Origin of the sequence: Micromonospora sp. WMMD710, assembly GCF_029626045.1 — a bacterium.
Taxonomy (GTDB): domain Bacteria; phylum Actinomycetota; class Actinomycetes; order Mycobacteriales; family Micromonosporaceae; genus Micromonospora.
Window position 1 is genome coordinate 2,657,776 of sequence record NZ_JARUBD010000001.1, and the last position, 25,842, is coordinate 2,683,617.

At 73.0% G+C, this 25,842-nt stretch carries 22 protein-coding genes and 1 riboswitch; of the genes, 2 read left to right on the forward strand and 20 right to left on the reverse strand.

The window, feature by feature from the left end; translation table 11 throughout:
* Nucleotides 1-8: 8 nt before the first annotated feature.
* A riboswitch (FMN riboswitch) is annotated at nt 9-179 on the reverse strand.
* An 80-nt stretch (nt 180-259) separates the two neighbouring features.
* Nucleotides 260-1,216 carry a response regulator gene (locus O7620_RS12210; RefSeq protein WP_151487770.1) on the reverse strand — a complete coding sequence of 319 codons (957 nt, stop codon included), beginning with the start codon at nt 1,214-1,216 and terminating at the stop codon, nt 260-262.
* A 1-nt stretch (nt 1,217) separates the two neighbouring features.
* On the reverse strand, nt 1,218-1,898 hold the full coding sequence (gene rpe / locus O7620_RS12215) for a ribulose-phosphate 3-epimerase (protein ID WP_278123116.1): 681 nt from the start codon (nt 1,896-1,898) through the stop codon (nt 1,218-1,220).
* A 253-nt stretch (nt 1,899-2,151) separates the two neighbouring features.
* Here rpe and O7620_RS12220 point away from each other — a divergent pair, with 253 nt between their 5' ends.
* Nucleotides 2,152-3,042: a septum formation family protein gene (locus O7620_RS12220; RefSeq protein ID WP_151487772.1), complete on the forward strand. Its 891-nt coding sequence runs from the start codon at nt 2,152-2,154 to the stop codon at nt 3,040-3,042.
* An 84-nt stretch (nt 3,043-3,126) separates the two neighbouring features.
* On the forward strand, nt 3,127-4,017 hold the full coding sequence (locus O7620_RS12225; RefSeq protein WP_278123117.1) for a septum formation family protein: 891 nt from the start codon (nt 3,127-3,129) through the stop codon (nt 4,015-4,017).
* A gap of 84 nt (nt 4,018-4,101) precedes the next feature.
* On the opposite strand, the gene O7620_RS12230 is transcribed toward O7620_RS12225, so the two are convergent.
* The 18 genes from O7620_RS12230 to O7620_RS12315 form a co-directional block, all read right to left on the reverse strand.
* The gene (locus tag O7620_RS12230) at nt 4,102-5,580 is read right to left on the reverse strand and encodes a transcription antitermination factor NusB (RefSeq protein ID WP_278126971.1); all 1,479 of its coding nucleotides are present in this window, start codon (nt 5,578-5,580) and stop codon (nt 4,102-4,104) included.
* Entirely contained in the window at nt 5,535-6,461 is a 927-nt protein-coding gene (gene fmt, locus O7620_RS12235) for a methionyl-tRNA formyltransferase (RefSeq protein WP_278123118.1), read from the reverse strand. Before fmt ends, O7620_RS12230 begins: the two co-directional genes overlap by 46 nt.
* 5 nt (nt 6,462-6,466) lie before the next feature.
* The gene (gene def, locus O7620_RS12240) at nt 6,467-7,027 is read right to left on the reverse strand and encodes a peptide deformylase (RefSeq protein WP_278123119.1); all 561 of its coding nucleotides are present in this window, start codon (nt 7,025-7,027) and stop codon (nt 6,467-6,469) included.
* Nucleotides 7,028-7,072: 45 nt separating this feature from the next.
* Nucleotides 7,073-8,341 (reverse strand): cytochrome P450, encoded by a 1,269-nt coding sequence (locus O7620_RS12245; RefSeq protein WP_278123120.1) that lies wholly within the window; start codon nt 8,339-8,341, stop codon nt 7,073-7,075.
* 141 nt (nt 8,342-8,482) lie between these two features.
* On the reverse strand, nt 8,483-9,466 hold the full coding sequence (locus tag O7620_RS12250; protein ID WP_151487778.1) for an AAA family ATPase: 984 nt from the start codon (nt 9,464-9,466) through the stop codon (nt 8,483-8,485).
* 257 nt (nt 9,467-9,723) lie between these two features.
* A complete protein-coding gene (locus tag O7620_RS12255; protein ID WP_278123121.1) occupies nt 9,724-11,742 on the reverse strand; it encodes a primosomal protein N' in 2,019 nt (672 codons plus the stop codon).
* 59 nt (nt 11,743-11,801) lie between these two features.
* Nucleotides 11,802-12,995 carry a methionine adenosyltransferase gene (gene metK / locus O7620_RS12260; protein WP_151487780.1) on the reverse strand — a complete coding sequence of 398 codons (1,194 nt, stop codon included), beginning with the start codon at nt 12,993-12,995 and terminating at the stop codon, nt 11,802-11,804.
* A gap of 87 nt (nt 12,996-13,082) precedes the next feature.
* A complete protein-coding gene (gene coaBC, locus O7620_RS12265; RefSeq protein ID WP_151487781.1) occupies nt 13,083-14,291 on the reverse strand; it encodes a bifunctional phosphopantothenoylcysteine decarboxylase/phosphopantothenate--cysteine ligase CoaBC in 1,209 nt (402 codons plus the stop codon).
* A gap of 14 nt (nt 14,292-14,305) precedes the next feature.
* The gene (gene rpoZ, locus O7620_RS12270; protein ID WP_007075826.1) at nt 14,306-14,569 is read right to left on the reverse strand and encodes a DNA-directed RNA polymerase subunit omega; all 264 of its coding nucleotides are present in this window, start codon (nt 14,567-14,569) and stop codon (nt 14,306-14,308) included.
* A gap of 64 nt (nt 14,570-14,633) precedes the next feature.
* A complete protein-coding gene (locus O7620_RS12275) occupies nt 14,634-15,167 on the reverse strand; it encodes a guanylate kinase (protein WP_278123122.1) in 534 nt (177 codons plus the stop codon).
* Between the two features lie 25 nt (nt 15,168-15,192).
* Nucleotides 15,193-15,510, reverse strand: a complete 318-nt coding sequence (gene mihF / locus O7620_RS12280; protein WP_007458370.1) for an integration host factor, actinobacterial type — start codon at nt 15,508-15,510, stop codon at nt 15,193-15,195.
* Nucleotides 15,511-15,688: 178 nt separating this feature from the next.
* On the reverse strand, nt 15,689-16,525 hold the full coding sequence (gene pyrF / locus O7620_RS12285) for an orotidine-5'-phosphate decarboxylase (protein ID WP_278123123.1): 837 nt from the start codon (nt 16,523-16,525) through the stop codon (nt 15,689-15,691).
* A gap of 71 nt (nt 16,526-16,596) precedes the next feature.
* Nucleotides 16,597-17,871 (reverse strand): adenosylmethionine--8-amino-7-oxononanoate transaminase, encoded by a 1,275-nt coding sequence (locus O7620_RS12290; RefSeq protein ID WP_278123124.1) that lies wholly within the window; start codon nt 17,869-17,871, stop codon nt 16,597-16,599.
* A 229-nt stretch (nt 17,872-18,100) separates the two neighbouring features.
* On the reverse strand, nt 18,101-19,147 hold the full coding sequence (locus O7620_RS12295) for a quinone-dependent dihydroorotate dehydrogenase (RefSeq protein WP_278123125.1): 1,047 nt from the start codon (nt 19,145-19,147) through the stop codon (nt 18,101-18,103).
* The gene (carB, locus tag O7620_RS12300) at nt 19,144-22,491 is read right to left on the reverse strand and encodes a carbamoyl-phosphate synthase large subunit (protein ID WP_278123126.1); all 3,348 of its coding nucleotides are present in this window, start codon (nt 22,489-22,491) and stop codon (nt 19,144-19,146) included. Before carB ends, O7620_RS12295 begins: the two co-directional genes overlap by 4 nt.
* Nucleotides 22,491-23,630 (reverse strand): glutamine-hydrolyzing carbamoyl-phosphate synthase small subunit, encoded by a 1,140-nt coding sequence (gene carA / locus O7620_RS12305; RefSeq protein ID WP_278123127.1) that lies wholly within the window; start codon nt 23,628-23,630, stop codon nt 22,491-22,493. Before carA ends, carB begins: the two co-directional genes overlap by 1 nt.
* Nucleotides 23,630-24,907, reverse strand: coding sequence for a dihydroorotase (locus O7620_RS12310; protein WP_278123128.1), 1,278 nt, complete (start codon nt 24,905-24,907; stop codon nt 23,630-23,632). Before O7620_RS12310 ends, carA begins: the two co-directional genes overlap by 1 nt.
* Nucleotides 24,904-25,830: an aspartate carbamoyltransferase catalytic subunit gene (locus O7620_RS12315; RefSeq protein ID WP_278123129.1), complete on the reverse strand. Its 927-nt coding sequence runs from the start codon at nt 25,828-25,830 to the stop codon at nt 24,904-24,906. Before O7620_RS12315 ends, O7620_RS12310 begins: the two co-directional genes overlap by 4 nt.
* Between the last annotated feature and the right edge of the window lie 12 nt (nt 25,831-25,842).

A 25,842-nucleotide genomic window follows, 5' to 3' on the forward strand; every position in this document is an offset into this window, starting at 1 on the left:
TCCGTCCCGCGCGCTGTCTCCCATCCGGACTGTCTGGGCGCGGACGAACCGCCCCCAACCGTCGGCCCCGGATTTTCACCAGGTCCACCGGACGACAGAGCCGTCCGGGTCGCGGGCTGACCACGGTCGGACCGTGGATCACCGCCGGTTCGGAATTTCACCGAGTCCCGCCAGCGCGTGGTGGGTACACCGGAAGTCTTACACGCTTCTCCGGCTCCGACACCTTCTAGGCGAGCTACTTCACAGCGGGAATCACGCCTCAGGTGACGCCGCGCCGCCGGTCCACCGCCACGTACGACCCGGGCTGACTCTTGGCCACCGTCTTCATCTCCGAGGCCACCGCGATCGCTTCCAGAGGGTCGGTGAACCGCTTGCCGGCGTCGGAGAGGGAGACCCCGATGGAGAGGGTGACCAGGGCGGCCCGGCGGATGGCGCCGCGCCGGTCCTTCAGCTCCACGAAGCCCCGCTCCCGGTCGGTCGGGTCGTAGAGGGTGTCGGCCGACTTCTCGAAGTCGACGACGGCCCGGGAGGTCAACGGACGGACCTGGTCGGGAGCGCAGACGATGACGAAGTCGTCGCCGCCGACATGGCCGAGGAAGGCCGGCGGCAGACCCACCGCCACCACGGCCCGATGCAGGCTGCGGGCCAGCGCGGAGATGAAGTCGTCGCCGCGCACGAAGCCGTACCGGTCGTTGACGCTCTTGAACCGGTCGATGTCGATGTAGCCGACCGCGTAGTCCACACCCTGCCGGACCCGGTCGCTGATCTCCCGACGGATCCGGCTGTTGCCGGGCAGCCCGGTCAGGGGGGAGACCTCCCGGAACTCCTTGTTGCGGCGCAGGGTCGACGAGACCCGGGCCACCAGCTCGGCGGTGTCGAACGGCTTGACCAGGTAGTCGTCGGCACCGGCGCTGAGCCCGTGCACCTTGTCCACGGTCATGCCCTTCGCGGTCAGCATGATCACCGGCAGGGCGGAGGTCATCGGGTCGGCGCGCAGCCGCCGGGTCAGCTCCAGCCCGTCGATCCGGGGCATCATCAGGTCGACCACGGCCAGGTCGGGCCGCTGCCGTTCGATGACCTCCAGGGCCTCCTGGCCGTCGCTGGCATGGATGACGTCGAAGCCGTGCAGCCGCAGGTTGAACTCGACGAAACGAGCGATGTCGTCGTCGTCGTCGACGACGAGGATGATGTCCTTGCGGTCGCCGTCCGGATCCATCTCAGGCCCCGGCGGTCGCGCGTTCCGCCAGTGCCCGCAGGTGCCGCACGGCCTGGGCCGGGTCGGCGGCGCCGTAGACGGCGGTGCCGGCCACGAACGCGTCGGCGCCGGCGGACGCCGCCTGCTCGATGGTGTCGGCGGCGATCCCGCCGTCCACCTCGATGCGCAGCTCCAGGTGCCCGGCGTCGACGTGCCGGCGGGCGGCACGCACCTTGTCCAGCAACTGCGGGATGAACCGCTGGCCGCCGAAGCCCGCCTTGATCGTCATGATCAGGAGGGTGTCGAAGCTGGGCAGCAGGTCCAGGTACGGCTCGATCGGAGTGTCCCGGTCGATGGCGAGCCCGGCCTTCGCGCCGGCCGAACGCAGGTCCTTGGCCAACGCCACCGGGTCGTCGCACGCCTCGGCGTGAAACGTCACGTTGTACGCCCCGGCGTCGGCGTAACCGGGGGCCCACCGACGCGGATCCTCGATCATCAGGTGCACGTCGAAGGGCATCTCGGTGACCGCCCGCATGCTCTGCACCACGGGCAGCCCGATGGTCAGGTTCGGCACGAAATGGTTGTCCATCACATCCACGTGCAGCCAGTCCGCGGCGTCCTCGACGGCACGGACCTCTTCGGCGAGATGGGCGAAATCGGCGGCCAGGATGCTCGGCGCGACGATCGGCGGCGGTACGGTCACGGGGCCAGTGTACGAACGCGGTCACCCGCCGCCCGCATCGCGGCACCATCTCCGACGCGCTGTGATGCGGCAGTGACCAGTGGTGCAGAATTGGTCGACCCGGTCCGGTGAATCCGGACGAAGAGACATCAGCGACTGGCCGATCGACGGAAACGCGACGACACTCCAACGGGGATGGTGCCTTAGGCTGCACGCCCGCCGGGGTTTCGCCGCGGGGGCGGTGACCGGCCGTCAGCTCCCGGGAGGGCGGACGATGCGACGGTGGCTTCCAGTGCTGGCGCTGGCCTGCGTCACGACGGTGCTGCTGGCCGGCTGCGGTCCGGCGCGAGGCGCGGATGGTGATCTGACCGACGACTGGCCCGAACTGGGCGCCCCGAAGCCGTTCACCCCCGCCACCGACACCTGCCTGCCCCGCATCACCTCGATCGTGCAGGCCAGCACGTACGAGACGGTGGACTGCGCGCGCAGCCACCTGGCCGAGTCGATCCACGTCGGCGCGTTCACCGGCCCCGCTGCGAAGGCCGGGGCGCGACCCGGGCCGGGCTCACCGGCGCTGCGCGCCGCCCGCGGCGAGTGTGACCAGCGGGCCCGGGAGATGCTCGGCGGCGACTGGCACACGGCCCGGCTCACCCTGTCGCTCGCGCTGCCCTCGGCGCCCGCCTGGGCCGGCGGCGCCCGCTGGTTCCGTTGCGACCTGAGCGAGACCGACAGCATCGACAACACCCGGCCGGTGAACCGCAGCGGCAGCCTGCGCGGAGCACTGATCGGCGACGCCCCCCTCACCCACCGCTGCTTCGATCCCAAGCTGATCGGCGACAACCTCAACTACATGGCGCCGGTGCTCTGCACCGAGCCGCACCGCGCCGAGTTCGTCGGCGTCTACGTGGAACGGGACATGAGCTGGGTGGAGTTCACCCGCTCCGCCGAGCAGGCGCACCGACGCTGCATGGCGCTGATCGCCGGGTACGCCGCCGTGCCGAACAACGCCGACCTGCCGTACCGGGCCGGGTCCATCTACTACCCACCGTCGCAACGGGAATGGGAGGAGGGCGACCGTGGTGTGCGGTGTTTCCTGTGGAGCGACGACCGCAAACTCACCCGCTCGATGCGCGGTGCGGGCCCCGAGGGACTACCCGCGATCTGAGTATCGGTGCCGTATGCTGCTGCGCCGTGGCGCTACCGACCAGCCGAGGGTCGGCCGGAGGCCACCAGCGGCGGGAGGTCGACGATGCGACGGTGGTTGACGGCGGTGGCCGGGGGCGCGGCGGTGGCCCTGGCGCTCGCCGGGTGTGGCGCACCGGCCGGAGTCGACCGTGACCTCACCGACGACTGGCCGGCGCCCGTCGCGGCGCAGCAGTTCGTGCCCGCCGCCGACGTCTGCCACCACTCCTCCCAGCAGGTCGGTTTCCTGACCGGCTACAACCCGATGGCGTGTGCCGAGTCGCACCGGGTGGAAACCATGTTCGTCGGCACCCTCACCGGGCCGGGAGCGGAGCGCGGCACGCCCCCGCCGCCCGGCTCGGAGGGCATGCGGGCCGCGCAGGCGAGCTGCGACAAGGAGGTCAACAAGGCCGTCGGCGCCGACTGGCGCTCCGGTCGGCTCGGCCTGACCGTCGTGCTGCCCTCGCCGCAGGCCTGGACCGGCGGGGCCCGCTGGTACCGCTGCGACGTCACCGAGATCGCCAGCATCGACGACACCGCCGTCGACCTGCGCACCGGCAGCCTCCGGGGGGCGTTGACCGGGGCGGCGCCGTTGGCGTACCGCTGCTTCAACCCGAAGCTCGTCAAGGACGACATCGACGAGATGGTCCCGGTGCCGTGCACCGCCAAGCACCACGCCGAGTTCGTCGGGATCTGGCAGGCCCCGGACATCAGCTACGCCGAGTTCACCCGCACCACCAAGCGGACCCACCGGGCCTGCCAGACGATGACCGCGACGTTCGCCAAGGTGCCGGACAACTCGCAGCTCGACTTCCGCGCCGGAACGATCTACTACCAGCCGTACGAGCAGGAGTGGAAGAACGGCAACCGCGGTGTGCAGTGCTTCCTGTGGATCAGCGACCGGGACCTGACCCGTTCGCTGCGCAACGCGGGCACGAAGGGCCTCCCGGTCACCTGACCGGCCGCACGACCGCACCCGGCCAGGTCGGCCGGGTGCGGTGCCGTGTCGGCCCGTGCGTCAGCCCTCCGCGCAGGACGGCGGTCAGCCCTTGCGCAGGACGGCGAGGAACATCGCGTCGGTGCCGTGCCGGTGCGGCCAGAGCTGCAAGGTCGGGCCGTCGCCCAGGCCGGGCATACCGGCCGGCAGCAACGGTCGGGCGTCGACGAAGTCCACCGACACACCGCTGCGGCGAGCCGCCTCGGTCACCGTCACGTGCGTCTCGACGGTGTGCGGCGAGCAGGTGACGTAGGCGACCAGACCACCCGGGCGCACCGCCCGCAGCGCCGCGCCGAGCAGCTCGCGTTGCAGCCGGGTCAGCGGCGGCAGGTCGGATGGCTGGCGACGCCACCGTGACTCCGGCCGGCGGCGCAGCGACCCGAGCCCGGTGCACGGGGCGTCCACCAGGACCCGGTCGAAGTGCCCCTCGGGCAGCTTCGGGTCCGCGCCGACCTCACGGCCGTCGGTGGCCAGCACGGCCACCGGCAGCCCCCGGGTCGCCTGGGACACCAGCCGGGCGCGGTGCTCGGCCACCTCCACCGCGGTCACCCGGGCACCACGCTGCGCGGCCAGCGCGCCGAGCAGCCCGGCCTTGCCGCCGGGGCCGGCGCACAGGTCCAGCCAGCGCCCGTCCGGGCCGTCGAGCGGCGCGTCGGCCAGGGCGGCGGCCACCAGTTGGGAGCCCTCGTCCTGGACGTGGGCGCGGCCGTCGACCACCGCCGGCACATCGCCCGGCGAGCCACCGGGCAGATAGACGGCGTACGGCGAGAACGCGCCCGGCGCACCGCCGACCTGGTCGGCCAACTCGACCGGGTCGATCAGGCCGGGCCGGGCGCACAGGTGCACCGGCGGACGCTCGTTGTCCTCGATCAGAAGGCGGGCCGTCTCGCCCAGATCACCGTCGAGCGCCTCGGAGAAGGCCCGCACGATCCACTGCGGGTGGCTGTACGCGACCGCCAGGTGCCCGACCGGGTCGGTCTCCATCGGCGGGGCGAGCTTCGCCACCCAGCCGTCGGAGTCGAGGGTCGACACCTCCCGCAGCACCGCGTTGGCGAACCCGGTCGCACCCGGCGCGACCGAGCGGACCAGGTCCACCGTCGACGAGACCGCGGCGTGCGCCGGCACACGGGTGTGCAGGAGCTGGTACGCCCCGAGCCGCAGCGCGTCACGCACCGGCGGGTCGATCCGGGCCACGTCCCGGCCGGCCGCGTCGGTGAGGATCGCGTCCAACGTGCCCAGGTGACGCAGGGTGCCGTAGGTCAGCTCGGTGGCGAACGCCGCGTCCCGGCCGAACAGGCCCTCCTCGCGCAGGATGATCGGCAGCACCAGGTTGGCGAACGCGTCGTCGCGGTGCACGGCGGCCACCGCCTCGTACGCCGCGCGGCGCGGCCGGTCCAGCGGCGGTCGTACCGGCCGGCGGTCCGCGCCGCGACCGGCGGGCGGGCCGGAGCGCGGCGGGCGCGTCCCCTCCGGGGCGCTCACGCGAGGTCCTCGCCGGCGCCGACGCGGACGCCACGCGCCCAGTCGGTCGCCGACATGGCCCGCTTGCCCGCGGCCCGCACCTCGCCGAGACGCACCGGCACGGTGGCCGTACCGGCCAGCACGCGGGACTTCTCCACCAGCAACTCCCCCGGCTTCAGCTCCGGCCCGTCGGGCACCGGCACGACCGGGCCGAGTTTCACCCGCTCACCGCGGAACGTGGTCCAGGCGCCGGGGGCCGGGGTGCAGGCCCGGATCCGGCGGTCCACCGCGAACGCCGGGTCAGCCCAGCGGACCCGGGCGTCGTCCACGGTCAGCTTCGGTGCCAGCGACACACCGTCGGCCGGCTGCGGCTCGGCACGGGCGGTGCCGTCCTCGATCGCGTCCAGCACCGCCACCAGCAGGCCCGCACCGGAGTCGGCGAGCCGCTCCAGCAGGTCGCCGGACGTGTCGGCGGGACGGATCTCGTCGGTCAGGGTGCCGTAGACCGGGCCGGTGTCCAGGCCCTGCTCCAGCTGGAACACGCTGGCGCCGGTCAGCTCGTCGCCGTGCAGCACGGCGTGCTGCACGGGCGCGGCGCCCCGCCAGGCCGGCAGCAGCGAGAAGTGCAGGTTGATCCAGCCGTGTCGGGGGATCTCCAGTGCCGCCGGCGGCACCAGCGCGCCGTACGCGACCACCGGCACGCAGTCCGGTGCCAGCTCGCGCAGCCGGTCGAGGAACTCCGGGTCCCGGGGGCGGGCCGGCGTGAGCACCTCGACGCCCTGCTCGTCGGCCCACTCGGCGACCGGGGAGCGGGACAGGCCACGCCCCCGCCCGGCGGGCGCGTCGGGCCGGGTCACCACGGCGACCAGCTCGTGCCGCGAGGCGGCGACGGCGGACAGGGCGGGAACCGCGACGGCCGGCGTACCGGCGAAGATCACGCGCATCCGGGTCACCGACCCAGACCGAAGGGACTGCCCGCACCGTGCGGGTTGACCTTGACCACCGGCGGGGCGGCCGAGTCGTACCACTCGGCCTGGCGGATCGCCTTCATCGCCTCCTTGCGACCGGCGGCGTCGAGCCGGTCCAGGAAGAGCACACCGTCGAGGTGGTCGGTCTCGTGCTGCACGCAGCGGGCCATCAGACCGGTGCCGACGATCTGCAACGGGTCACCGTAGCCGTTGAAGCCCTTGGCGACGACGTTCTGCCGCCGCTTGGTGTCGAAGTAGAGCCCGGGGATCGACAGGCAGCCCTCGGGGCCGTCCTGCTCCTCCTCGTCGGGGAATTCGAGCACCGGGTTGACCAGGTGCCCGAGCACGTCGTCGACGTCGAAGGTGAACACCCGCAGGCCCACACCGAGCTGCGGGGCGGCCAGGCCGGCGCCGTTCTGCTCACGCATCGTGTCGGTCAGGTCGGCGATGAGCCTCCGCAGCTCGACGTCGAAATCGACCACCGGATCAGCCGGCGTGCGCAGCACCGGATCCCCAAAAAGACGGATGGGCTGGACGGTCACGCGGGACGGCTCCTTCATGGGTGGGACGAGCGGTGCCGTACCAGTCTACGGAGTGCCCGGCCGGACGCCGGCCGGCGTACCGCGATCGACCACCGCCGGTGTGCCCAGCGTCACCGGCAGGCTGTCGTAGCCGCGCAGGGTCAGCCGGGTCCGGTGCCGGGGCGGCCCGGCCAGGGCCAGCTCGGGCAGCCGGCGCAGCAGCAGCGGGAACGCCAGTTGCGCCTCCAGCCGGGCCAGGCCGGCGCCGAGGCAGTAGTGCGGGCCGGCGCCGAAGGACAGCGGGTGCGCCTGCTCGCGGGTCGGGTCGAAGCAGCGCGGATCGGGAAAGCGGCGCGGATCCCGGTTGGCCGCGCCGAGCAGCAGCAGCGCCGTGCTGCCCGCCGGCAGGTCGAGCCCACCGCAGCGCACCGGCGCCGTGCTGGTGCGGGTGGTCAGCTGCACCGGGGAGTCGTAGCGCAGCAGCTCCTCGACGTACGCCGGGGCGAGCGCGGGGTCGGCGCGCAGCGCGTCGGCGGCCGCCGGGTGACGCAGCAGCACGACGAGCCCGTTGCCGAGCAGGTTGGTGGTGGTCTCGAAGCCGGCCACCAGCAGCACCACCAGGTTGGCCAGCAGCTCGTCGCCGGTGAGCCGCTCACCGTCGGCGTCGTGCACCTGGACCAGCGCCGTGGTCAGGTCGTCGGCCGGTGCCCGGCGCCGGGCGACGATCAACTCGACGAAGTAGTCGCGCAGCTCGGCGGCACCCGCGTCGGCGACCGCCAACTCCTCGGTGGTGATCTCCGGCTCCAGCACGCCGGTCAGGTCACCGGCCCAGCGGCGGAACAACGGCCGGTCGGCCGCGGGCACGCCGAGCAGCGCGCAGATCACCCCCACCGGCAGCGGGTACGCGAAGTCGGCCAGCACGTCGACCGGCGCGCCGTCCTCGGCCCGGTCGACCATCGCGTCGAGCAGTTCCTCGGCCTGGGCCAGCACCACGTCCCGCATGCCGGCGATCCGGCGCGGGCTGAACGCCCCGGCGGCGAGCCGACGCATCCGGCTGTGATCGGGCGGGTTGGTGCGCAGCATCGACCGGGCGATCGACGACACCGCCGGGCTCTGCCGCCAGTTCGGCCAGACCTGGTCCCGCAGCGCGTCGTCGAGCACCCCGAGCCGGGGGTCGCGCAGCAACTCATCGGCCTCCGGATAGCCGGTCACCACGTACAGGCCGGGCAGCGCCTGCACCACCGGCCCGTGGGCGCGCAACCGCTCGTACGTCGGGTACGGGTCGACACGCCCCTGCGGCGACATGAGCAGTGTGAGCGCCTCGGCAGCATCCATGGCCGGCCTCCCCCGTCGATGCGTCGGAGGCTCCATCATCCCGGTGCCGGCGTCATCCGGCAGCCCGCAGGCCTCAGGCCCTCAGGCCTCAGGGCACAGGCCGAGGATTCGACGCCGAGGGCTGGGACCGCCCAGGGGGGGTCAGGCGTTGACGCCCGGATCCCCGGCCAGGACCGCGTCGCCACCGAGCAACGCGGGCTCCGGCAACGGCAGCTGGATCTTGTGAGCCGCCTCCCAGTCGTAGACCAGGCCGGGGCGCACCTGCGCGGCAAAGTAGTCGATGGCGCTCATGCCGCCCACCACCGGCTCGTCGACCTCCGCGACGAGCTGGGCGGGGACGAGGGAGAAGCCGTTCTGCAGGGCTGCGCTGAGCCGGCGGTGGCCGTCCACGACGAAGAAGTACTCGCCGGTGAACCCGATCTTCAACGGTTCGAGGGCCTCGTCACCGGCCTCGGCCACGTCACCGACGAACTCGGTGTCCCACAGTCCGCGCAGGGTGGCGATGTCCTCGGTCGGGTAGACCCGGGCCGGGTCCAGCAGCAGCAGCGGCGGGCCGTCGCGCAGCACCTCGGCGCCGAGCGTCCCCTCGTGCGCCGCGATGATGTGCTCGACCACCTCGGCGGCCGAGGCCCGGGTGGTGTCGCAGATCAGGTCGTAGTTGCGCAGCCGCGCCTTGTCCACCCCGTAGCGGACGATGAACCGGCTGCGCTCGCTCTCGCTGCGCTCGCGGAGCTTGGCCTTGGCCTCCTCCAGCGAGGCGTAGCTCTCCGCCGGCCCGGAGGGGCGGGCCAGCACCCGGCGGGCCGCCTCACCCGGCTCGGTGATCATGTGCACCTTGAGCGCGTCGGTGAAGAAGTGCCACGCCAGCCGGGAGTCCATGACGAGGCGCTCGCCGGACGCGGCGATGTCGCGCTGGAGCTGGTCGACGTAGCCGTCGACGGCCTGGTCCAGCTCGGCGTGCAGGTTGAGCTGCAGGGCGGTCATCTGCCGCTGCTGGGCCATCTCCCGATAGAGATCACCCACGCTGACCCGGCGCATGCCGAGCCGGTTGGCGATCTCGACCGACACGGTGCTCTTGCCGCTGCCGAGGTCGCCGTTGAAGACGATCGATTGTCGAACGGTCACGACTGGTCCACCCCTGATAACCGGCTGTTTGACATCATCGACATTCGCGTCCGACCGACGCGTTCCCGCCACCGTCGCGCCGTCCTGCGGCGGCTCCGGCTCGGCGTGTCTGACGCCGCACCGCAACCAGGAACCGTCGTACGCCCGGGCATGACGGGCGATGCTACCACCCGGGCGCCAGCGCTTTGCCGGACGCGGTGTGCGGGGGCCACCACCGCGGACCAGGTCGGGGGGGCCGCCGGCATCGGCCGAACCGGTCAGAACAGGCTCAGCGGATCGACCTGGAGACGAACCGGATCGGCGGCCTTGCGGGCGGCGCGCGCCCCGGCGGCCGAGTGCAGCGCCTCGGCGAGCGCGGCGGCCCGCGCCCGGGGCACCCGGACCAGCATCCGCTCCCGCCCCTCGTCGGCGGGCACGGGCCCGAGCACCTCGGCGTCGGCGGGCAGCCGGGCGGCGGCGAGCAGGTCGGCCACCGCCTCGGCCGGGCCGGTGACGCTGGCCATCCGCACCGCCGGAGGGAAGCCCAACTCCCGGCGCTCGGCCAGCTCGCGGCCGGCGAACCAGGCCGCGTCCCAGCGCAGCAGCGCCTGCACCGGGGCGAGCGCGCCGTCGGCGACGACCACCACCCGGCCGGCCGGGGCCGGCCGGGCCAGCGCCGCGGCGGCCAGCCAGCGCCGCAGCGCCTCCTCGCCGGCACGCAGGTCGGCCCGGGTCAGCAGGGCCCACGAGTCGAGCAGCAGCACCGCGCCGTAGCCGCCCTCGGCGACCGGCTCGGCACCCGGGGTGGCCACCACCAGGGCCGCCCCGCCGGGCACGTCGGTGAGCACCTCCTCCCGCCCCGAGGTGCGCACGGACACGCCGGGGAACGCCCGGCCCAGCTCCTCGGCGGTACGCCGGGCGCCGGTCACCGCGGCCCGCAGCCGCCGACCACCGCACTGCGGGCAGGCGTACGCGGCGGCCACCCGGGCGCACCAGCGGCACGCCGGGGTGCCACCGGACGAGGGCAGCGCGAGCGGGCCGGCGCAGTGCGCGCACCGCGCCGGGGTGCGGCAGTCGGCGCAGGAGATCGACGGCAGGTAGCCGCGCCGGGGCACCTGAACGAGCACCGGCAGGTCCGCCCGGATGGCGTCCCGGGCGGCCGTCCAGGCCAGGCTGGGCAGCCGGGCGGTGGCCGCACCCGGGTCACGCGCCAGCTGGGGATCGTCGCCGGTGGGTGCGATGGCCGCAACGCGGGCCCGCACCGTCGCCCGGTCGGCGACGACCTCCCGGGCCCAGCCGGTCTCCAGCAGCAGCTGCGCCTCGGCGGTGCGGGCGTACCCGCCGACCAGCGCGCCGGCCTCGGCGAGCTGGGCGCGGGTGAGCAGCACGTCGCGGGCGTGCGGATAGGGCGCCCGGGGCTCGGAGTGCAGGTCGTCGCCGTCATCCCAGACGGCGACCAGGCCGAGCCGGTCCACCGGGGCGAACATCGCCGCCCGGGTGCCGATCACCACCGGCACCTGCCCACGCCGCGCGGCGAGGAAGGCCCGGTAGCGCCGGGCCGGCCCGAGCGCGGCGGAGAGGCTGACGTGCCGCCCCGGGCCGAGCACGGCGGTGAGCGCGGCGTCGAGGCGGTCGAGGTCGCGGGCGTCGGCCACCACCACCACGGCCCCGCGTCCCCCGGCCACCGTCGCGGCGACCGCGTCGGCGTAGCGGGCCGCCCAGTCCTCGCCGGGCAACGCCGACCAGACCGCGCGGGGCGCCCGGCCGTCGGTGAGCGCCCGCAGCAGGGCCGGGCCGGTCGGGTAGTCCCGCCACCCGCGCGGGTCCACCACGGGCGCGGCCGCGCCGTCCGCACCGGGCACGGTCGTACCGCCCACCACGGGCGCGGTCGTACCGTCCGCCCCGGTGACCGGCGGCCCGGCGTCGACGCGCTCCGCGCCGTCGGCGGTGGCCCCGGGGGCGGGCTGGTCGTCGCGGGGCTCCTTCTCCACCCGGGCGTGCCGGGGCGGCACCGCGAGCCGGAGCACGTCGGCGAGGCTGCCCGCGTACCGGTCGGCCACCGCGCGGGCCAGCCGGGCGATCTCCGGCGCCAGCACCGGCTCCGGGGAGACCACCTTCTCCAGGTACGCGAGGCGGCCGGTGTGCCCGGAGTCGTCGGCGCGGGACAGCAGCCACCCGTCGACGAGCTGCCCCGCGAAGCGCACCTTCACCCGGGTGCCGGGCACCGCCACGTCGTCCAGCTCGGCCGGCACCAGGTAGTCGAACGGGCGGTCCAGGTGCGCCAGTGGCACGTCCACGCAGACGCGCGCGACCGGCGACCCGTCCGCGGGTCGCCGGTCGCTGCGCCTGGTGGCGGTCAGGCTCCCGCGGCCGACTTGAGGTCGGCGGCCCGGTCGGTGCTCTCCCAGGTCAGGTCCGGCAGCTCCCGGCCGAAGTGGCCGTACGCGGCGGTCTGCTGGTAGATCGGGCGAAGCAGGTTGAGGTCCCGGATGATCGCGGCCGGGCGCAGGTCGAACACCTCGGCGACGGCCTTCTCGATCGAGGAGACCGGCACCGTCTCGGTGCCGAACGTCTCGATGAACAGGCTCACCGGGTGCGCCTTGCCGATGGCGTAGGCGACCTGCGCCTCGCACCGCTCGGCCAGGCCGGCGGCGACCACGTTCTTGGCCACCCACCGCATCGCGTACGCGGCCGACCGGTCCACCTTGGACGGGTCCTTGCCGGAGAACGCGCCACCGCCGTGCCGGGCGTACCCGCCGTAGGTGTCCACGATGATCTTGCGGCCGGTCAGCCCGGCGTCACCCATCGGGCCACCGATCTCGAACCGGCCGGTCGGATTGACCAGCAGCCGGTAGCCGTCGGTGTCCAGGCCGAGGCTCTCCAGCTCGGGGGCGATGACGTGGTCGCGCACGTCCGGGGTGAGCAGCGAGTCCAGGGAGATGTCCGCGGCGTGCTGGCTGGACACGACCACCGTGTTCAGCCGGACCGGGCGCAGCCCCTCGTACTCGATGGTGACCTGGGTCTTGCCGTCCGGCCGCAGGTACGGGATCGTGCCGTCCTTGCGGACCGCGGCGAGCCGGCGGGCCAGACGGTGCGCCAGGGCGATCGGCAGCGGCATCAGCTCGGGCGTCTCCGAGCAGGCGAAGCCGAACATCATGCCCTGGTCGCCGGCGCCCTGCGCGTCCAGCGCGCTCTCCGACGCGCCGGTACGCAGCTCGAACGCGTTGTCCACGCCCTGCGCGATGTCCTCGGACTGCGCGCCGATGGAGACGCTGACCCCGCAGGAGGCGCCGTCGAAGCCCTTCTTCGACGAGTCGTAGCCGATGTCGAGGATGGTCCGCCGGACGATCGTCGGGATGTCGGCGTACGCCTTGGTGGTCACCTCACCGGCGATGTGCACCTGGCCGGTGGTGATCATGGTCTCGACCGCTACCCGGCTGTGCGGATCCTCGGCGAGCAGCGCGTCGAGGATGCCATCGCTGATCTGGTCGGCGATCTTGTCCGGGTGGCCTTCCGTGACCGATTCGGACGTGAAGAGGCGGCGTGTCACGGCACTCCTAAGCGTGTGATGTCGTTCCGCGGGAGTCTAATCACCACTGCGGCGGGCGTGGAGTTCAGTCGTGCTCTGTTCCACTCGTCAGGAGCGGTCGGCCAGCCGCGCCACGACGAGATCCCACACGGTGTCGGCCACGTCCTCCTTGGCCTGCTCCGGCAGTCGGCTGACCGAGCCGTCCGCGCCGATGACCGTCACCGTGTTGGTGTCGGCGCCGAAGACCAGATCCGGACCAACCTCGTTGACGACGATCAGGTCGGCCCGCTTCCGGGCGAGTTTCGCCCGGCCGTTGGCCTCGGCGTCGCCGGTCTCGGCGGCGAACACCACCAGCACCTGCTCCGGTCGTTTGCGCTGGCCGAGCTCCGCCGCGATGTCCGGGTTCGTGACCAGCTCGATGGTGGGAGCGACGCCGTCGTCCGACTTCTTGATTTTGCCAGGCGCGTACGTCGCCGGCCGGAAATCGGCCGGAGCCGCCGCCATCACCACCGCGTCGGCCTCGTCGGCGGCCTTGACGGTCGCGTCGCGCAGTTCGGCGGTGGAGCCGACACGGACCAGGTCGACCCCGGCGGGGGCGGCGAGGGAGACGTTGGCCGCGATCAGGGTCACCTGGGCGCCCCGGGCCACCGCCGCGCGGGCGAACGCGTAGCCCTGCTTGCCCGACGACCGGTTGCCGAGGAAGCGGACCGGGTCCAAGGGCTCGCGGGTGCCACCCGCGGTGACCACCACCCGCCGGCCGGCCAGGTCGGCGGGGGCGGAGTCACCCCGGGCGAGGACCCGACGGGCGACGGCGAAGATCTCCGCCGGGTCGGGCAGCCGGCCCTTGCCGCTGTCGGCGCCGGTGAGTCGCCCGACGGCCGGCTCGATGACCCGGACCCCCCGGGAGCGCAGCGTGGCGACGTTGGCCACCGTGGCCGGGTGCTCCCACATCTCGGTGTGCATGGCCGGGGCCAGCACCACCGGGCAGCGGGCGGTCAGCAGCGTGTTGGTCAGCAGGTCGTCGGCGAGCCCGTGCGCGGCCTTGGCGAGCAGGTCGGTGGTCGTCGGCGCGACCACCACCAGGTCGGCCTGCTGGCCGAGGCGCACGTGCGGCACCTCGTGCACGTCGGACCAGACGTCGTCGGCGACCGGCTGGCCGGACAGTGCCGCCCAGGTCGGCGCTCCGACGAAGCGGAGCGCCGACGCGGTCGGTACGACGCGGACCCGGTGACCCGACTCGGTGAAGAGCCGCAGCAGCTCACACGCCTTGTAGGCGGCGATGCCGCCGCCGACCCCGAGGACGATCGAGGCGGACATCGACGGGTGCGGTCTTACGGCTGGTCGGTCGGCTCGGCGGTGAGCAGGCCCGCGTTGATCTCGCGCATGGCGATGGAGAGGGGCTTCTCCTGCGGGGTGGTCTCGACGAGCGGGCCGACGTACTCCAGCAGGCCCTCACCGAGCTGGCTGTAGTAGGCGTTGACCTGGCGCGCGCGCTTGGCGGCGAAGATGACCAGCGCGTACTTCGACGTCGTCTTCTCGAGGAGCTCGTCGATCGGCGGGTTGGTGATGCCTTCGGGGTTGGCGATGGATCCCACGAATTAACCTCTGCGTCTTTCGAGCCGCGCGAACGCGGTGCTGAGTCTCAACGGCGGCCGACCGTCAGCCGCGCACACGCGACCAGGTCGGATCCGGATAAGAAGAACCGAGTAAGCCTACCAGCTCGCCGACGACCCGCTCGGTGTGGTCGTGGGTCAGGGCGTGGTCGAAGCTCGCCGCGACGGCCGGGTCGGGACGCTTCCCGGGCGGGCTCAGCAGCACCAGCCGGACGTCGGGCAGGCGCGCCCGGACCAGCGGGGCGCCGCGCAGGTCGAGCGGGAGCAGCACCGGCTGCCCGGCGTCGAGCCGGGCGCGCAGCGGCGGGTACGGCGTACCCCGGTGGTGTGGGCCGGCCCTGGACCACTCCAGCAGCTCGCCCGCGGCCACCCGCCGGTCGAACTCGGCCGGCGCGAGGAAGACCCGGTCGACACCGTCGACCTCCTGCTCCCGGCGCGGCCGGGTGGTGGCCGGTACCGGGATCCACACGAACGGAGAACGCGCCCGGACGAGCTCGACGACACTCTCCCTGCCGGAACCCGAAGGTCCAGCCAGGACAGTGAGCCGAGCCGCCGGGCGCGCCTCGTCATCCGTGCTCACTGCTTGTTTCTACACGCTGCCAGGTTCAGTTGGCGGCGAACTCTCCAAGCAGTGCCTTGCGCTGCTGCTCGCCGAGGCCACGCAGGCGACGGCTGTCAGCGATCTTGAGCTTCTCCATGATCTGGGTAGCCCGGATCTTGCCAATGCCCGGCATCGCCTGCAGGACGGCCGAAACCTTGAGCTTACCCACGACGTCGTCGCTCTCGGCGCGCTCGAGGACGGCGCCAAGGGTGGTCTTGCCCTGCTTGAGCTGCTCCTTCAGCTCGGCACGGGCCTTGCGGATCTCCGCGGCCTTCTCGAGCGCGGCAGCGCGCTGTTCGGGGGTCAGTGACGGGAGCGGCACCAGTTCTCCTCAGGTCCCTATCGCGGCGGGCGGGGCGCACCGCCGCATCTGTGAAACGTGGTGTCGCTGTGAACCAAGGGGTCCGTGGTTCCCAGCGCGGGGAAAACTAGCGGTCAACGGAGCTTTCGGCAACGTGGGCGCGCGACGATCACCGCACAGTGACCGAGCCGTCAGTCAGTCAACGGGCAGCCAGAACGGCCCGGCACTCGCCCAGCACCCGGTCCGCGGCGGCCCGCAGCGCGGCGACGTCGGGGCCCGCGGAGAGCACTTCCCGGGAGTACGACGGGAGCACCGTGGCGAGGCTCGAACCGAAGACGGTACGCAGATCGGCCGCGCCGGCACCCTGCGCGCCGAGCCCCGGCGCGAGCAGCGGACCCCCCACGCCGGAGAGGTCGTGACCGGTGTCGCCGATGGTCGCGCCGACCACCAACCCGAAGCTGCCGAGGGGGGTCGCACCCTTGTTGAGCTGGGAAATCTCGTCGATCACGGTCTGCGCGACGGTGCGGCCGTCGGCCGTGCGGGCGCGTTGCACGGCGGCGCCCTCGGGGTTGGAGGTGAGGGCCAGCACGAAGACCCCGCCGCCGTGCTCGGCGGCCAGCTCGAACATCGGGGCCAGCGAACCTACTCCCAGGTAAGGGCTCGCGGTGACCGCGTCGACATACAACGGGCTGGATGGATCAAGGTACGCGGAGGCGTACGCGCGCACCGTCGAGCCGATGTCTCCGCGCTTGACGTCGAGCAGAACGAGCGAACCGGCATCGCGTAACTGTCGGATAGTTGACTCAAGAATCGCCACACCGCGGGATCCGAAACGCTCGAAAAAGGCCGACTGAGGCTTCACCACCGCAACCCGGTCACCGAGCGCTTCCACGACGGTTTGGGTGAACCGGTCAAGACCCGCGACGTCGTCGTCGAGACCCCACCGAGCCAGCAGACCGGGATGCGGGTCGATGCCCACGCAGAGCGGCCCCCGCTCGGTGACCGCCCGGTGCAGCCGGGTTCCGAAGCTCTCCATCGGCGTACTCCCTCTCTCCTCGTCCCGGGTGGCGGACCCGCCCTCCGGGGTACCCGTTGCCGGCGGCCGGCTCAGCCGGCCACCACCGCCGCCGCCACGCCGGACGCGATCCGGGCCAGGTCGGCGTCGTCGGTGACGTACGGCGGCATCGTGTAGATCAGGTCGCGGAACGGCCGCAGCCACACCCCCTGCCCGGCCGCCGCCGCGGTGGCCGCGCCGATGTCGACCTCGTGATCGAGCTGGACGACGCCGATCGCGCCGAGCACCCGCACGTCGGCGACGCCGGGCGCGCCGCGCAGGGGCTCCAGACCGGCGCGCAGGCCGGCGGCGATCCTGGCGACCTGCCCCGCCCAGTCCCCGGCCCGCAGCAGCCCGATGGAGGCGTTGGCCACCGCGCAGGCCAGGGGGTTGCCCATGAACGTGGGCCCGTGCGCGAGCACGCCGGCCGCGGAGATGCCCCGGGCGACCTCCGGGGTGCACAGTGTCGCCGCCAGGGTCAGGTAGCCGCCGGTGAGGGCCTTGCCCACGCACAGCACGTCCGGGCTGACCCCGGCGTGCTCGGCGGCGAACAGGCGCCCGGTTCGACCGAAGCCGGTGGCGATCTCGTCGAAGATCAGCAGGATTCCGTGCGCCCGGGTCACCTCGCGCAGGACCCGCAGGTATGCCGGATGGTGAAAGCGCATCCCGCCGGCGCCCTGCACGACCGGCTCCACGATCACCGCGGCCAGCTCGTCGGCGTGCCGCTCGACCGCGTCCACCAGCGCCGCCACGTACGCCTCGTCGGGCGGATCGGTGAAGCCGCCCGGCGGGACCGGTGCGAAGACCTGCCGCGGCAGCACGTCACCCCACAGGTGGTGCATCCCGCCCTCCGGGTCGCAGACGCTCATCGGGTGGAACGTGTCGCCGTGGTAGCCGCCCCGCCAGGTCGCCAGGCGGCGCCGCTGCGGCCGGCCGACGGCGCGTTGGTACTGAAGGCACATCTTCACCGCCACCTCGACGCTGACCGAGCCGGAGTCAGCCAGGAAGACGTGCTCCAGGCCGTCCGGGGTCAGCTCGACCAGCGTGCGGGCCAGCTGGACGGCGGGCTCGTGAGTGAGCCCGCCGAACATCACGTGACTCATCCGGCCGAGCTGGTCGGTCACCGCCGCGTCCAGCACCGGGTGCCGGTAGCCGTGGATCGCCGCCCACCAGGACGACATCCCGTCCACCAGCTCCCGCCCGTCGGCCAGGGTCAGCCGTACCCCCTCGGCGCCGCGCACCACGTACGGCTGGGTCGCCGGCGGCAGCGCCGCGTACGGATGCCAGACGTGCGCCCGGTCCGCGGCCAGGATCTCCTCGGGTGTCACGCGTACTCCTTCCAGGCACGGACGGGCCGCGCGGCGGTCGTCAGGCGGCCGGTCGGGCCCCTCCTTCTGCGCCTTTGCTCTGCTTCAACGGAGGCAACGCCTGGTGTCCGGATACCGGACGCCGGCCGTTGCGTGGGTTGAAGCAGAGCAAAGGGACAGCGGAGCGGGTGGGCACCCCGGCGCAGAGCCGGCCCGGCGCAGGGCTGGACCAGCACCGGGCCGGGGCCGATCACCGGCCGGCGACCGGTTCCGGTGCCAGGGCTGTGGCCGTCGTGCGGGCGGCTGCGCGGACCAGAGCCGGACCCCGGTAGATGAATCCGGTGTAGAGCTGCACCAGGGCGGCGCCGGCGTCGAACATCCGCGCCGCGTCGTCCGGGTCCAGCACCCCGCCGACCCCGATGATCGGCAGCCGGCCGCCGGTCTCGCGGTGCACGAAGGTGACCACGTCGCGGGCACGCCCGGTCAACGGCCGGCCGGACAGACCACCGGCCTGCGCGCCGCGCTCGGCGTCACCGACGGCGAGCCCCTCGCGGGACAGCGTCGTGTTGGTGGCGATCACCCCGGCCGCACCCCGCGCCAGGCAGACCTCCAGCAGCTCGGCGATCGCCGCCTCGGTCAGGTCCGGTGCGATCTTGACCAGTACCGGCTTCTCCCCCACCAGCGCGCCGAGCAGCGCGTCCAGGTGCGTGCGGTCCTGCAGGGACCGCAGACCCGGGGTGTTCGGCGAGGAGACGTTCACCGCGAAGTAGTCGCCGTGCGCGCGCAACGCCCGGTACGAGGCGAGGTAGTCCTCGACCGCCTCGTCGAGCGGGGTCACCTTGGACTTGCCCAGCGAGATGCCCAGCGGCACCCCGAGCGGGCGCGGCAGCGCCGCCAGCCGGGCGGCCAGCGCGGCGGCCCCGGCGTTGTTGAAGCCCATCCGGTTGACCACCGCCTCGCTGGCCGGCAGCCGGAACAGCCGGGGCCGGGGATTGCCCGGCTGGGCGTGCGCGGTGACCGTGCCGACCTCGACGAAGCCGAACCCGAGCGCCGGCCAGGCCGGCAGCGCCGCGCCGTCCTTGTCCATGCCGGCGGCCAGCCCGACCGGATTGGGGAACCGCACGCCGAACACCGTGCGCGGTGCCCGCACCGCGTAGCGGGCCCGCAGGGCGGCGAGCGCCACCGGACTGCGGGACAGCCCGGACAACCGCCGCAGCGTCCACTCGTGCGCGGCCTCGGCGTCCCCACCGCCGAGCCGGAACAACCAGGGCCGAACCGCCCGCTCGAACAGGGTCACTTCGCAGCCCGCAGGGTGGCGTGCAGGTCCTGCAGGGGGCGGACCTGCATGTCGCCGCGAATGCGCGCCTCGATGCCCATCACCGCCGCGGCGGCGCCGGGGACCGTGGTGATGCAGGGGATGTCCGCGGTGACGGCCGCGCTGCGGATCTCGTAGCCGTCGGAGCGGGCGCTGGCCCCCGAGCCCTGCGGCGTGTTGATCACCAGCGCCACGTCGCCGCCGAGGATCAGCGACACCGCGTCGTCCCCCTCACCGGCCTGGTAGTGCTTGCGGATCTGCTCGCAGGCGATGCCGTGCCGGCGCAGCACCTCGGCGGTGCCGGCGGTCGCCACGATCTCGAAGCCCAGATCGGCCAACCGCTTGATCGGGAAGATCATGCCGCGCTTGTCCCGGTTGGCCACCGAGACGAAGATCTTCCCGGTGGTCGGCAGCGACCCGTACGCGGCCGACTGGCTCTTGGCGAAGGCGTGCCCGAAGTTGGTGTCGATGCCCATCACCTCGCCCGTCGACTTCATCTCCGGGCCGAGCAGCGAGTCGATCCCCTTGCCGGCACGGGTCCGGAAGCGCTTGAACGGCAGCACCGCCTCCTTGACCGCGATCGGCGCGTCGGCGGGCATCGTGCCCCCGTCCCCGGTCGCGGGCAGCAGGCCCTCGGCGCGCAACTGGGCGATGCTCGCGCCGAGCGCGATCCGGGCCGCCGCCTTGGCCAGCGGCACCGCCGTGGCCTTGGAGACGAACGGCACCGTCCGCGACGCCCGCGGGTTGGCCTCCAGGACGTAGAGCACGTCGTCCTTGAGGGCGTACTGCACGTTGAGCAGACCCCGGACGCCGACGCCACGGGCGATGGCCTCGGTGTAGCGGCGGACCTCGGCCAGGTGCGAGCCCGCGAGGGTGATCGGCGGCAGCGCGCAGGACGAGTCGCCGGAGTGGATGCCGGCCTCCTCGATGTGCTCCATCACGCCGCCGATGTAGACCTCGCCGTCGGCGTCGCAGAGCGCGTCCACGTCGATCTCGATGGCGTCGTCCAGGAAGCGGTCCACCAGCACCGGGTGATCCGGCGAGATGTCGGTCGCCCGGCCGATGTAGTCACGCAGCGTCGGGTCGTCGTAGACGATCTCCATGCCCCGCCCGCCCAGCACGTACGACGGCCGGACCAGCACCGGGTAGCCGATCTCGTCGGCGATCGTCTTGGCCTCGTCGTAGGAGGTGGCCATGCCGTGCGCCGGAGCGCGCAGTCCGGCCCGGGCCAGCACCGCGCCGAAGGCGCCCCGCTCCTCGGCGAGGTGGATCGACTCCGGGGAGGTGCCGACGATCGGCACGCCGGCGTTCTTGAGCCGCTGCGCCAACCCCAGCGGGGTCTGCCCGCCGAGCTGCACGACCACCCCGACCACGCCCGGCCCGCCGGCCGCCCGGCCGGACGACTCCTCCGCGTGCCAGACCTCCAGCACGTCCTCGAAGGTCAGCGGCTCGAAGTAGAGCCGGTCGGCGGTGTCGTAGTCGGTGGAGACGGTCTCCGGGTTGCAGTTGACCATGACGGTCTCGTAGCCGGCCGCCCGCAGCGCCTGCACCGCGTGCACGCACGAGTAGTCGAACTCGATGCCCTGCCCGATCCGGTTCGGCCCGGAGCCCAGGATCAACACCTTCGGCCGGTCCGACGGCACGACCTCGGTCTCCAGGTCGTACGACGAGTAGTGGTACGGCGTGGCCGCCTCGAACTCGGCCGCGCAGGTGTCCACCGTCTTGTAGACCGGGCGCACGTCGAGGCGGTGTCGCAGGGTGCGTACCCCGTCCTCGGCGGCCAGTTCCGGACGCAGCGCGGCGAGCTGCCGGTCGGACAGACCGGCCCGCTTGGCCACGCGCAGCAGCTCGGCGTCGAGCACCGGGGCGGCCACGATCTCCGCGCGCAGCTCGATCAGCGCGACGATCTGGTCGAGGAACCAGGGGTCGATCCCACCGGACGCCTCGGCGACCTCGGCGATCGACGCGCCGAGTCGCAGGGCCCGCTCGACGGTGTAGAGCCGGCCGTCGTGCGGGATCCGCAGCGCGGCGAGGGTGTCGGCCAGGGTGACGCCCTGCGGGTCCGGCTGCGTCCAGAAGCCGGCCTCCTTGGTTTCCATCGACCGCATCGCCTTGTTCAGCGCCTCGGTGAAGTTACGCCCGAGGCTCATCGCCTCGCCCACCGACTTCATCGTGGTGGTCAGCTCCGGGTCCGCGCCGGGGAACTTCTCGAACGCGAAGCGCGGGATCTTCACCACCACGTAGTCCAGGGTCGGCTCGAACGCCGCCGGGGTCTTCAACGTGATGTCGTTGGGGATCTCGTCGAGGGTGTAGCCGATGGCCAGCTTCGCGGCGATCTTCGCGATCGGGAAGCCGGTCGCCTTGGAGGCCAGCGCCGAGGAGCGCGACACCCGGGGGTTCATCTCGATCACGACGATCCGGCCGTCGACCGGGTTGACCGCGAACTGGATGTTGCAGCCCCCGGTGTCCACGCCGACCTCGCGCAGCACCGCGATGCCCAGGTCCCGCAGGCGCTGGTACTCCCGGTCGGTGAGCGTCATGGCCGGGGCCACGGTGACGCTGTCGCCGGTGTGCACGCCCATCGGGTCGATGTTCTCGATCGAGCAGACCACCACGACGTTGTCGTGCCGGTCGCGCATCAGCTCGAGCTCGTACTCCTTCCAGCCGAGCACGCTCTCCTCGATGAGCACCTCGTGCACCGGGCTGGCGGACAGGCCGTCGCCGGCGATGCGGGCCAGGTCCTCCGGGGTGTGCGCCATGCCGGAGCCCAGGCCGCCCATGGTGAACGACGGCCGGATCACCACCGGCAGGCCCAGCTCGGCGACGGTGGCCTCGACCTCGTCCATGGTGTGGCAGACCCGGGAGCGCGGCACCAGGCCGGTCGGGTCCTCGACGCCCAGCCGGACGCCGGCCTTCGCCACGATCTCCTTGAACAGCTGCCGGTCCTCGCCGCGGTTGATCGCGTCGATGTTCGCGCCGATCAACTCGACGCCGTACTTCTCCAGGACGCCGGCCTCGTGCAGGGCGACCGCCGTGTTCAGCGCGGTCTGCCCGCCGAGGGTCGGCAGGATCGCGTCCGGACGCTCCTTGGCGATGACCAGCTCGACGAACTCCGGGGTGATCGGCTCGACGTACGTGGCGTCGGCGAACTCCGGGTCGGTCATGATCGTCGCCGGGTTGGAGTTGACCAGGCTGACCCGGATCCCCTCGCTGCGCAGCACCCGGCACGCCTGGGTGCCGGAGTAGTCGAACTCGCAGGCCTGCCCGATGACGATCGGCCCGGAGCCGATCACCAGGATGTGCTTGAGATCAGTGCGCTTGGGCATTACTTTCCGCCTTCGATCAGTTCCGCGAAGCGGTCGAACAGGTAGTCCGCGTCGTGCGGGCCGGCCGCTGCCTCCGGGTGGTACTGGACGGTGAAGGCGGGCACGTCCTTCGCCCGCAGCCCCTCGACCACGTTGTCATTGAGGCAGACGTGCGACACCTGAACACCGCCGAACTCGGTCTCGATCACCTGGTCGGGCACCACCGCGCCGTCGCCCGCACCCGGCACCTGAACGGCGAAGCCGTGGTTGTGGCTGGTCACCTCGACCTTGCCGGTGACCCGGTCGAGCACCGGCTGGTTGATGCCCCGGTGGCCGTAGCCCAGCTTGTACGTGCCGAAGCCGAGCGCACGGCCGAGGATCTGGCTGCCGAAGCAGATGCCGAACAGCGGCACCTCCCGCCGCAGCGCCTCCCGCGCCAACGCCACCGGCGCGTCGGCGGTGGCCGGGTCACCCGGACCGGGCGACAGGAAGATCGCGTCGGCCCCGGTGGCGAGCATCTGGTCGATGGTCGACCCGGCGGGCAGCACGTGGGTGGTCACCCCACGCGTGGCCAGCCGGCGCGGCACGTTGCGCTTGATGCCCAGGTCGAGCGCCGCCACGGTGAACCGGTGCTCGCCGAGGGCCTCGACGACGTACGGCCGGGAAGTGGTCACCTCGGCGGACAGGTCCGCGCCGACCATCTGCGGCGCCTGCCGGACCCGGGCCAGCAGGCTCTGCGGATCGTTGTCCACGCTGGAGATACCGACCCGCATGGCGCCCCGCTCCCGCAGGTGCCGGGTCAGTGCCCGGGTGTCCACCCCGCTGATGCCCACCACACCCTCGGTGGCGAGGCGGTCCTCGAGACCGCCGGTGGCCCGCCAGTTCGAGCCGATCCGGGCCGGGTCGCGCACGACATAGCCGGCCACCCAGATCCGGCCGGACTCGTCGTCCTCGCCGTTGACGCCGGTGTTGCCGATGTGCGGCGCGGTCTGCACCACCACCTGCCGGTGGTAGGACGGGTCGGTCAGCGTCTCCTGATAACCGGTCATGCCGGTGTTGAACACCGCCTCGCCGAAGGTCTCCCCGACACTGCCGTACGCCTCACCGGGGAAGGTGCGCCCGTCCTCGAGGACGAGAATCGCGGGCCTGCGCTTGACCATTACTTGACAGCCTTTCCGTCCAGAACCGTCGGCTCGCCGCGCAGGAAGGTCGCCACGATGCGACCTGGCAGCGTCATGCGGGCGTACGGGGTGTTGCGACTGCGGCTGGCCAGCTCCGCCGGCTCGATGGTGCGGCGGGCGGCCGGGTCGATCAGGGTCAGGTTGGCCGGCACACCGGGCGCCGGGTCGATGCCGTGCCCGGTCAACCCGGCGATCCGGGCGGGAGTCCGTGACATCCGCTCGGCGATCAGGTCCCACTCGGGGCCGAGCACGTCGAGCGCGATGGAGAGGGCCGTCTCCAGGCCGAGCATGCCCGGCCGGGCGTACGCCCACTCGCACTCCTTGTCCTCCACGGCGTGCGGGGCGTGGTCGGTGGCGATCACGTCGAGCACCCCGTCGGCGAGCGCGGCACGCAGCGCGGCGATGTCCGCGGCCGTCCGCAACGGCGGGTTGACCTTGAAGACCGGGTCGTAGGTCTCCGCCCGCTCGTCGGTGAGCAGCAGGTGGTGCGGGGTGACCTCGGCGGTCACGCGTACCCCGCGGGCCTTCGCCTGGCGCAGCACCTCGACGCTGCCGGCGGTGGAGACGTGGCAGACGTGCAGGCGGCTGCCCACGTGCTCGGCGAGCAGCACGTCCCGGGCGATGATCGCCTCCTCGGCGACCGCCGGCCAGCCGATCAGCCCGAGGCGGGTGGAGACCTCGCCCTCGTGCATCTGGGCACCCTCGGTGAGGCGGGGCTCCTCGGCGTGCTGGGCGATGATCCCGTCGAACGCCTTGACGTACTCCAGGGCGCGGCGCATCAGCTTCGGGTCGGCGACGCAGTGCCCGTCGTCGGAGAAGATCCGCACCCGGGCCGCCGAGTCGGCCATCGCGCCCAGTTCCGCCAGCCGCTCGCCGGCCAGCCCGACGGTGACCGCGCCGATCGGCTGCACGTCCACCAGGGCGGCCTCGCGGCCGAGTCGCCAGACCTGCTCGACCACGCCGGCGGTGTCCGCGACCGGCGAGGTGTTCGCCATCGCGCAGACCGCGGTGTAGCCGCCCAACGCCGCCGCGCGCGAGCCGGACTCGACGGTCTCGGCGTCCTCCCGACCGGGCTCGCGCAGGTGGGTGTGCAGGTCGACGAGACCGGGCAGGGCGACCAGGCCGGTGCCGTCGATGGCGGTGGCGTCCGGCGCGGTCAGGCCGGGGCCGACCTCGGCGACGACGCCGTCGCGGATCAGCAGGTCGGTCGGCGCGGCGCCGACGACGCTCACGTTGGTGATCAGGTACGCGGTCACCGGTTGTTCCCTCCGAGCAGCAGGTAAAGAACAGCCATCCGCACGGAGACACCGTTGGTGACCTGTTCGACGATGGTGGATCGGGGTGAGTCGGCCACCTCGGGGGTGATCTCCATCCCCCGGTTCATCGGGCCGGGGTGCATGACGATGGCGTGCTCGGGCAGGCGGCGCATCCGCGGGCCGTCCAGCCCGTAACGGCGGGCGTACTCGCGCGCGGAGGGGAAGTAGGAGTCGTTCATCCGCTCCCGCTGCACCCGCAGCATCATCACCACGTCCACGTTCGGCAGCACCGAGTCGAGGTCGTAGGAGACGTCCGTGCCGGGGGCGAGCGCCGCGGCGATGTCGACCGGGATGAGGGTGGGCGGGCCGACCAGGGTGACCTTGGCGCCGAGGGTGGACAGCAGCAGCACGTTGGAGCGGGCCACCCGGGAGTGCAGCACGTCCCCGACCACCGCGACCGACAGGCCGGCGAGCCGGCCCAGCCGGGACCGCATGGTGTACGCGTCGAGCAGCGCCTGGGTGGGGTGCTCGTGGGTGCCGTCGCCGGCGTTGACCACCGACCCGTCGACCCAGTTGGCCAGGCGGTGCGGCGCGCCGGAGGCGGGGTGCCGGACGACCACCGCGTCGGCGCCCATGGCCTGCAGGGTCAGCGCGGTGTCCTTCAGGCTCTCGCCCTTGGTGACGCTGGACCCCTTCGCGGAAAAGTTGATCACATCGGCGCTGAGGCGCTTGGCCGCCGCCTCGAAGGAGATCCGGGTGCGGGTGGAGTCCTCGTAGAAGAGGTTCACCACCGTCCGGCCGCGCAGCGCGGGCAGTTTCTTGATCTCGCGGCCGGCGACCGTGGCCATCTCGGCGGCGGTGTCCAGGATCTCGGTGGCGGTGTCGGCGTCCAGGTCCCCGCCGGAGAGCAGATGCTTGATCATGGAAGCAGCGCC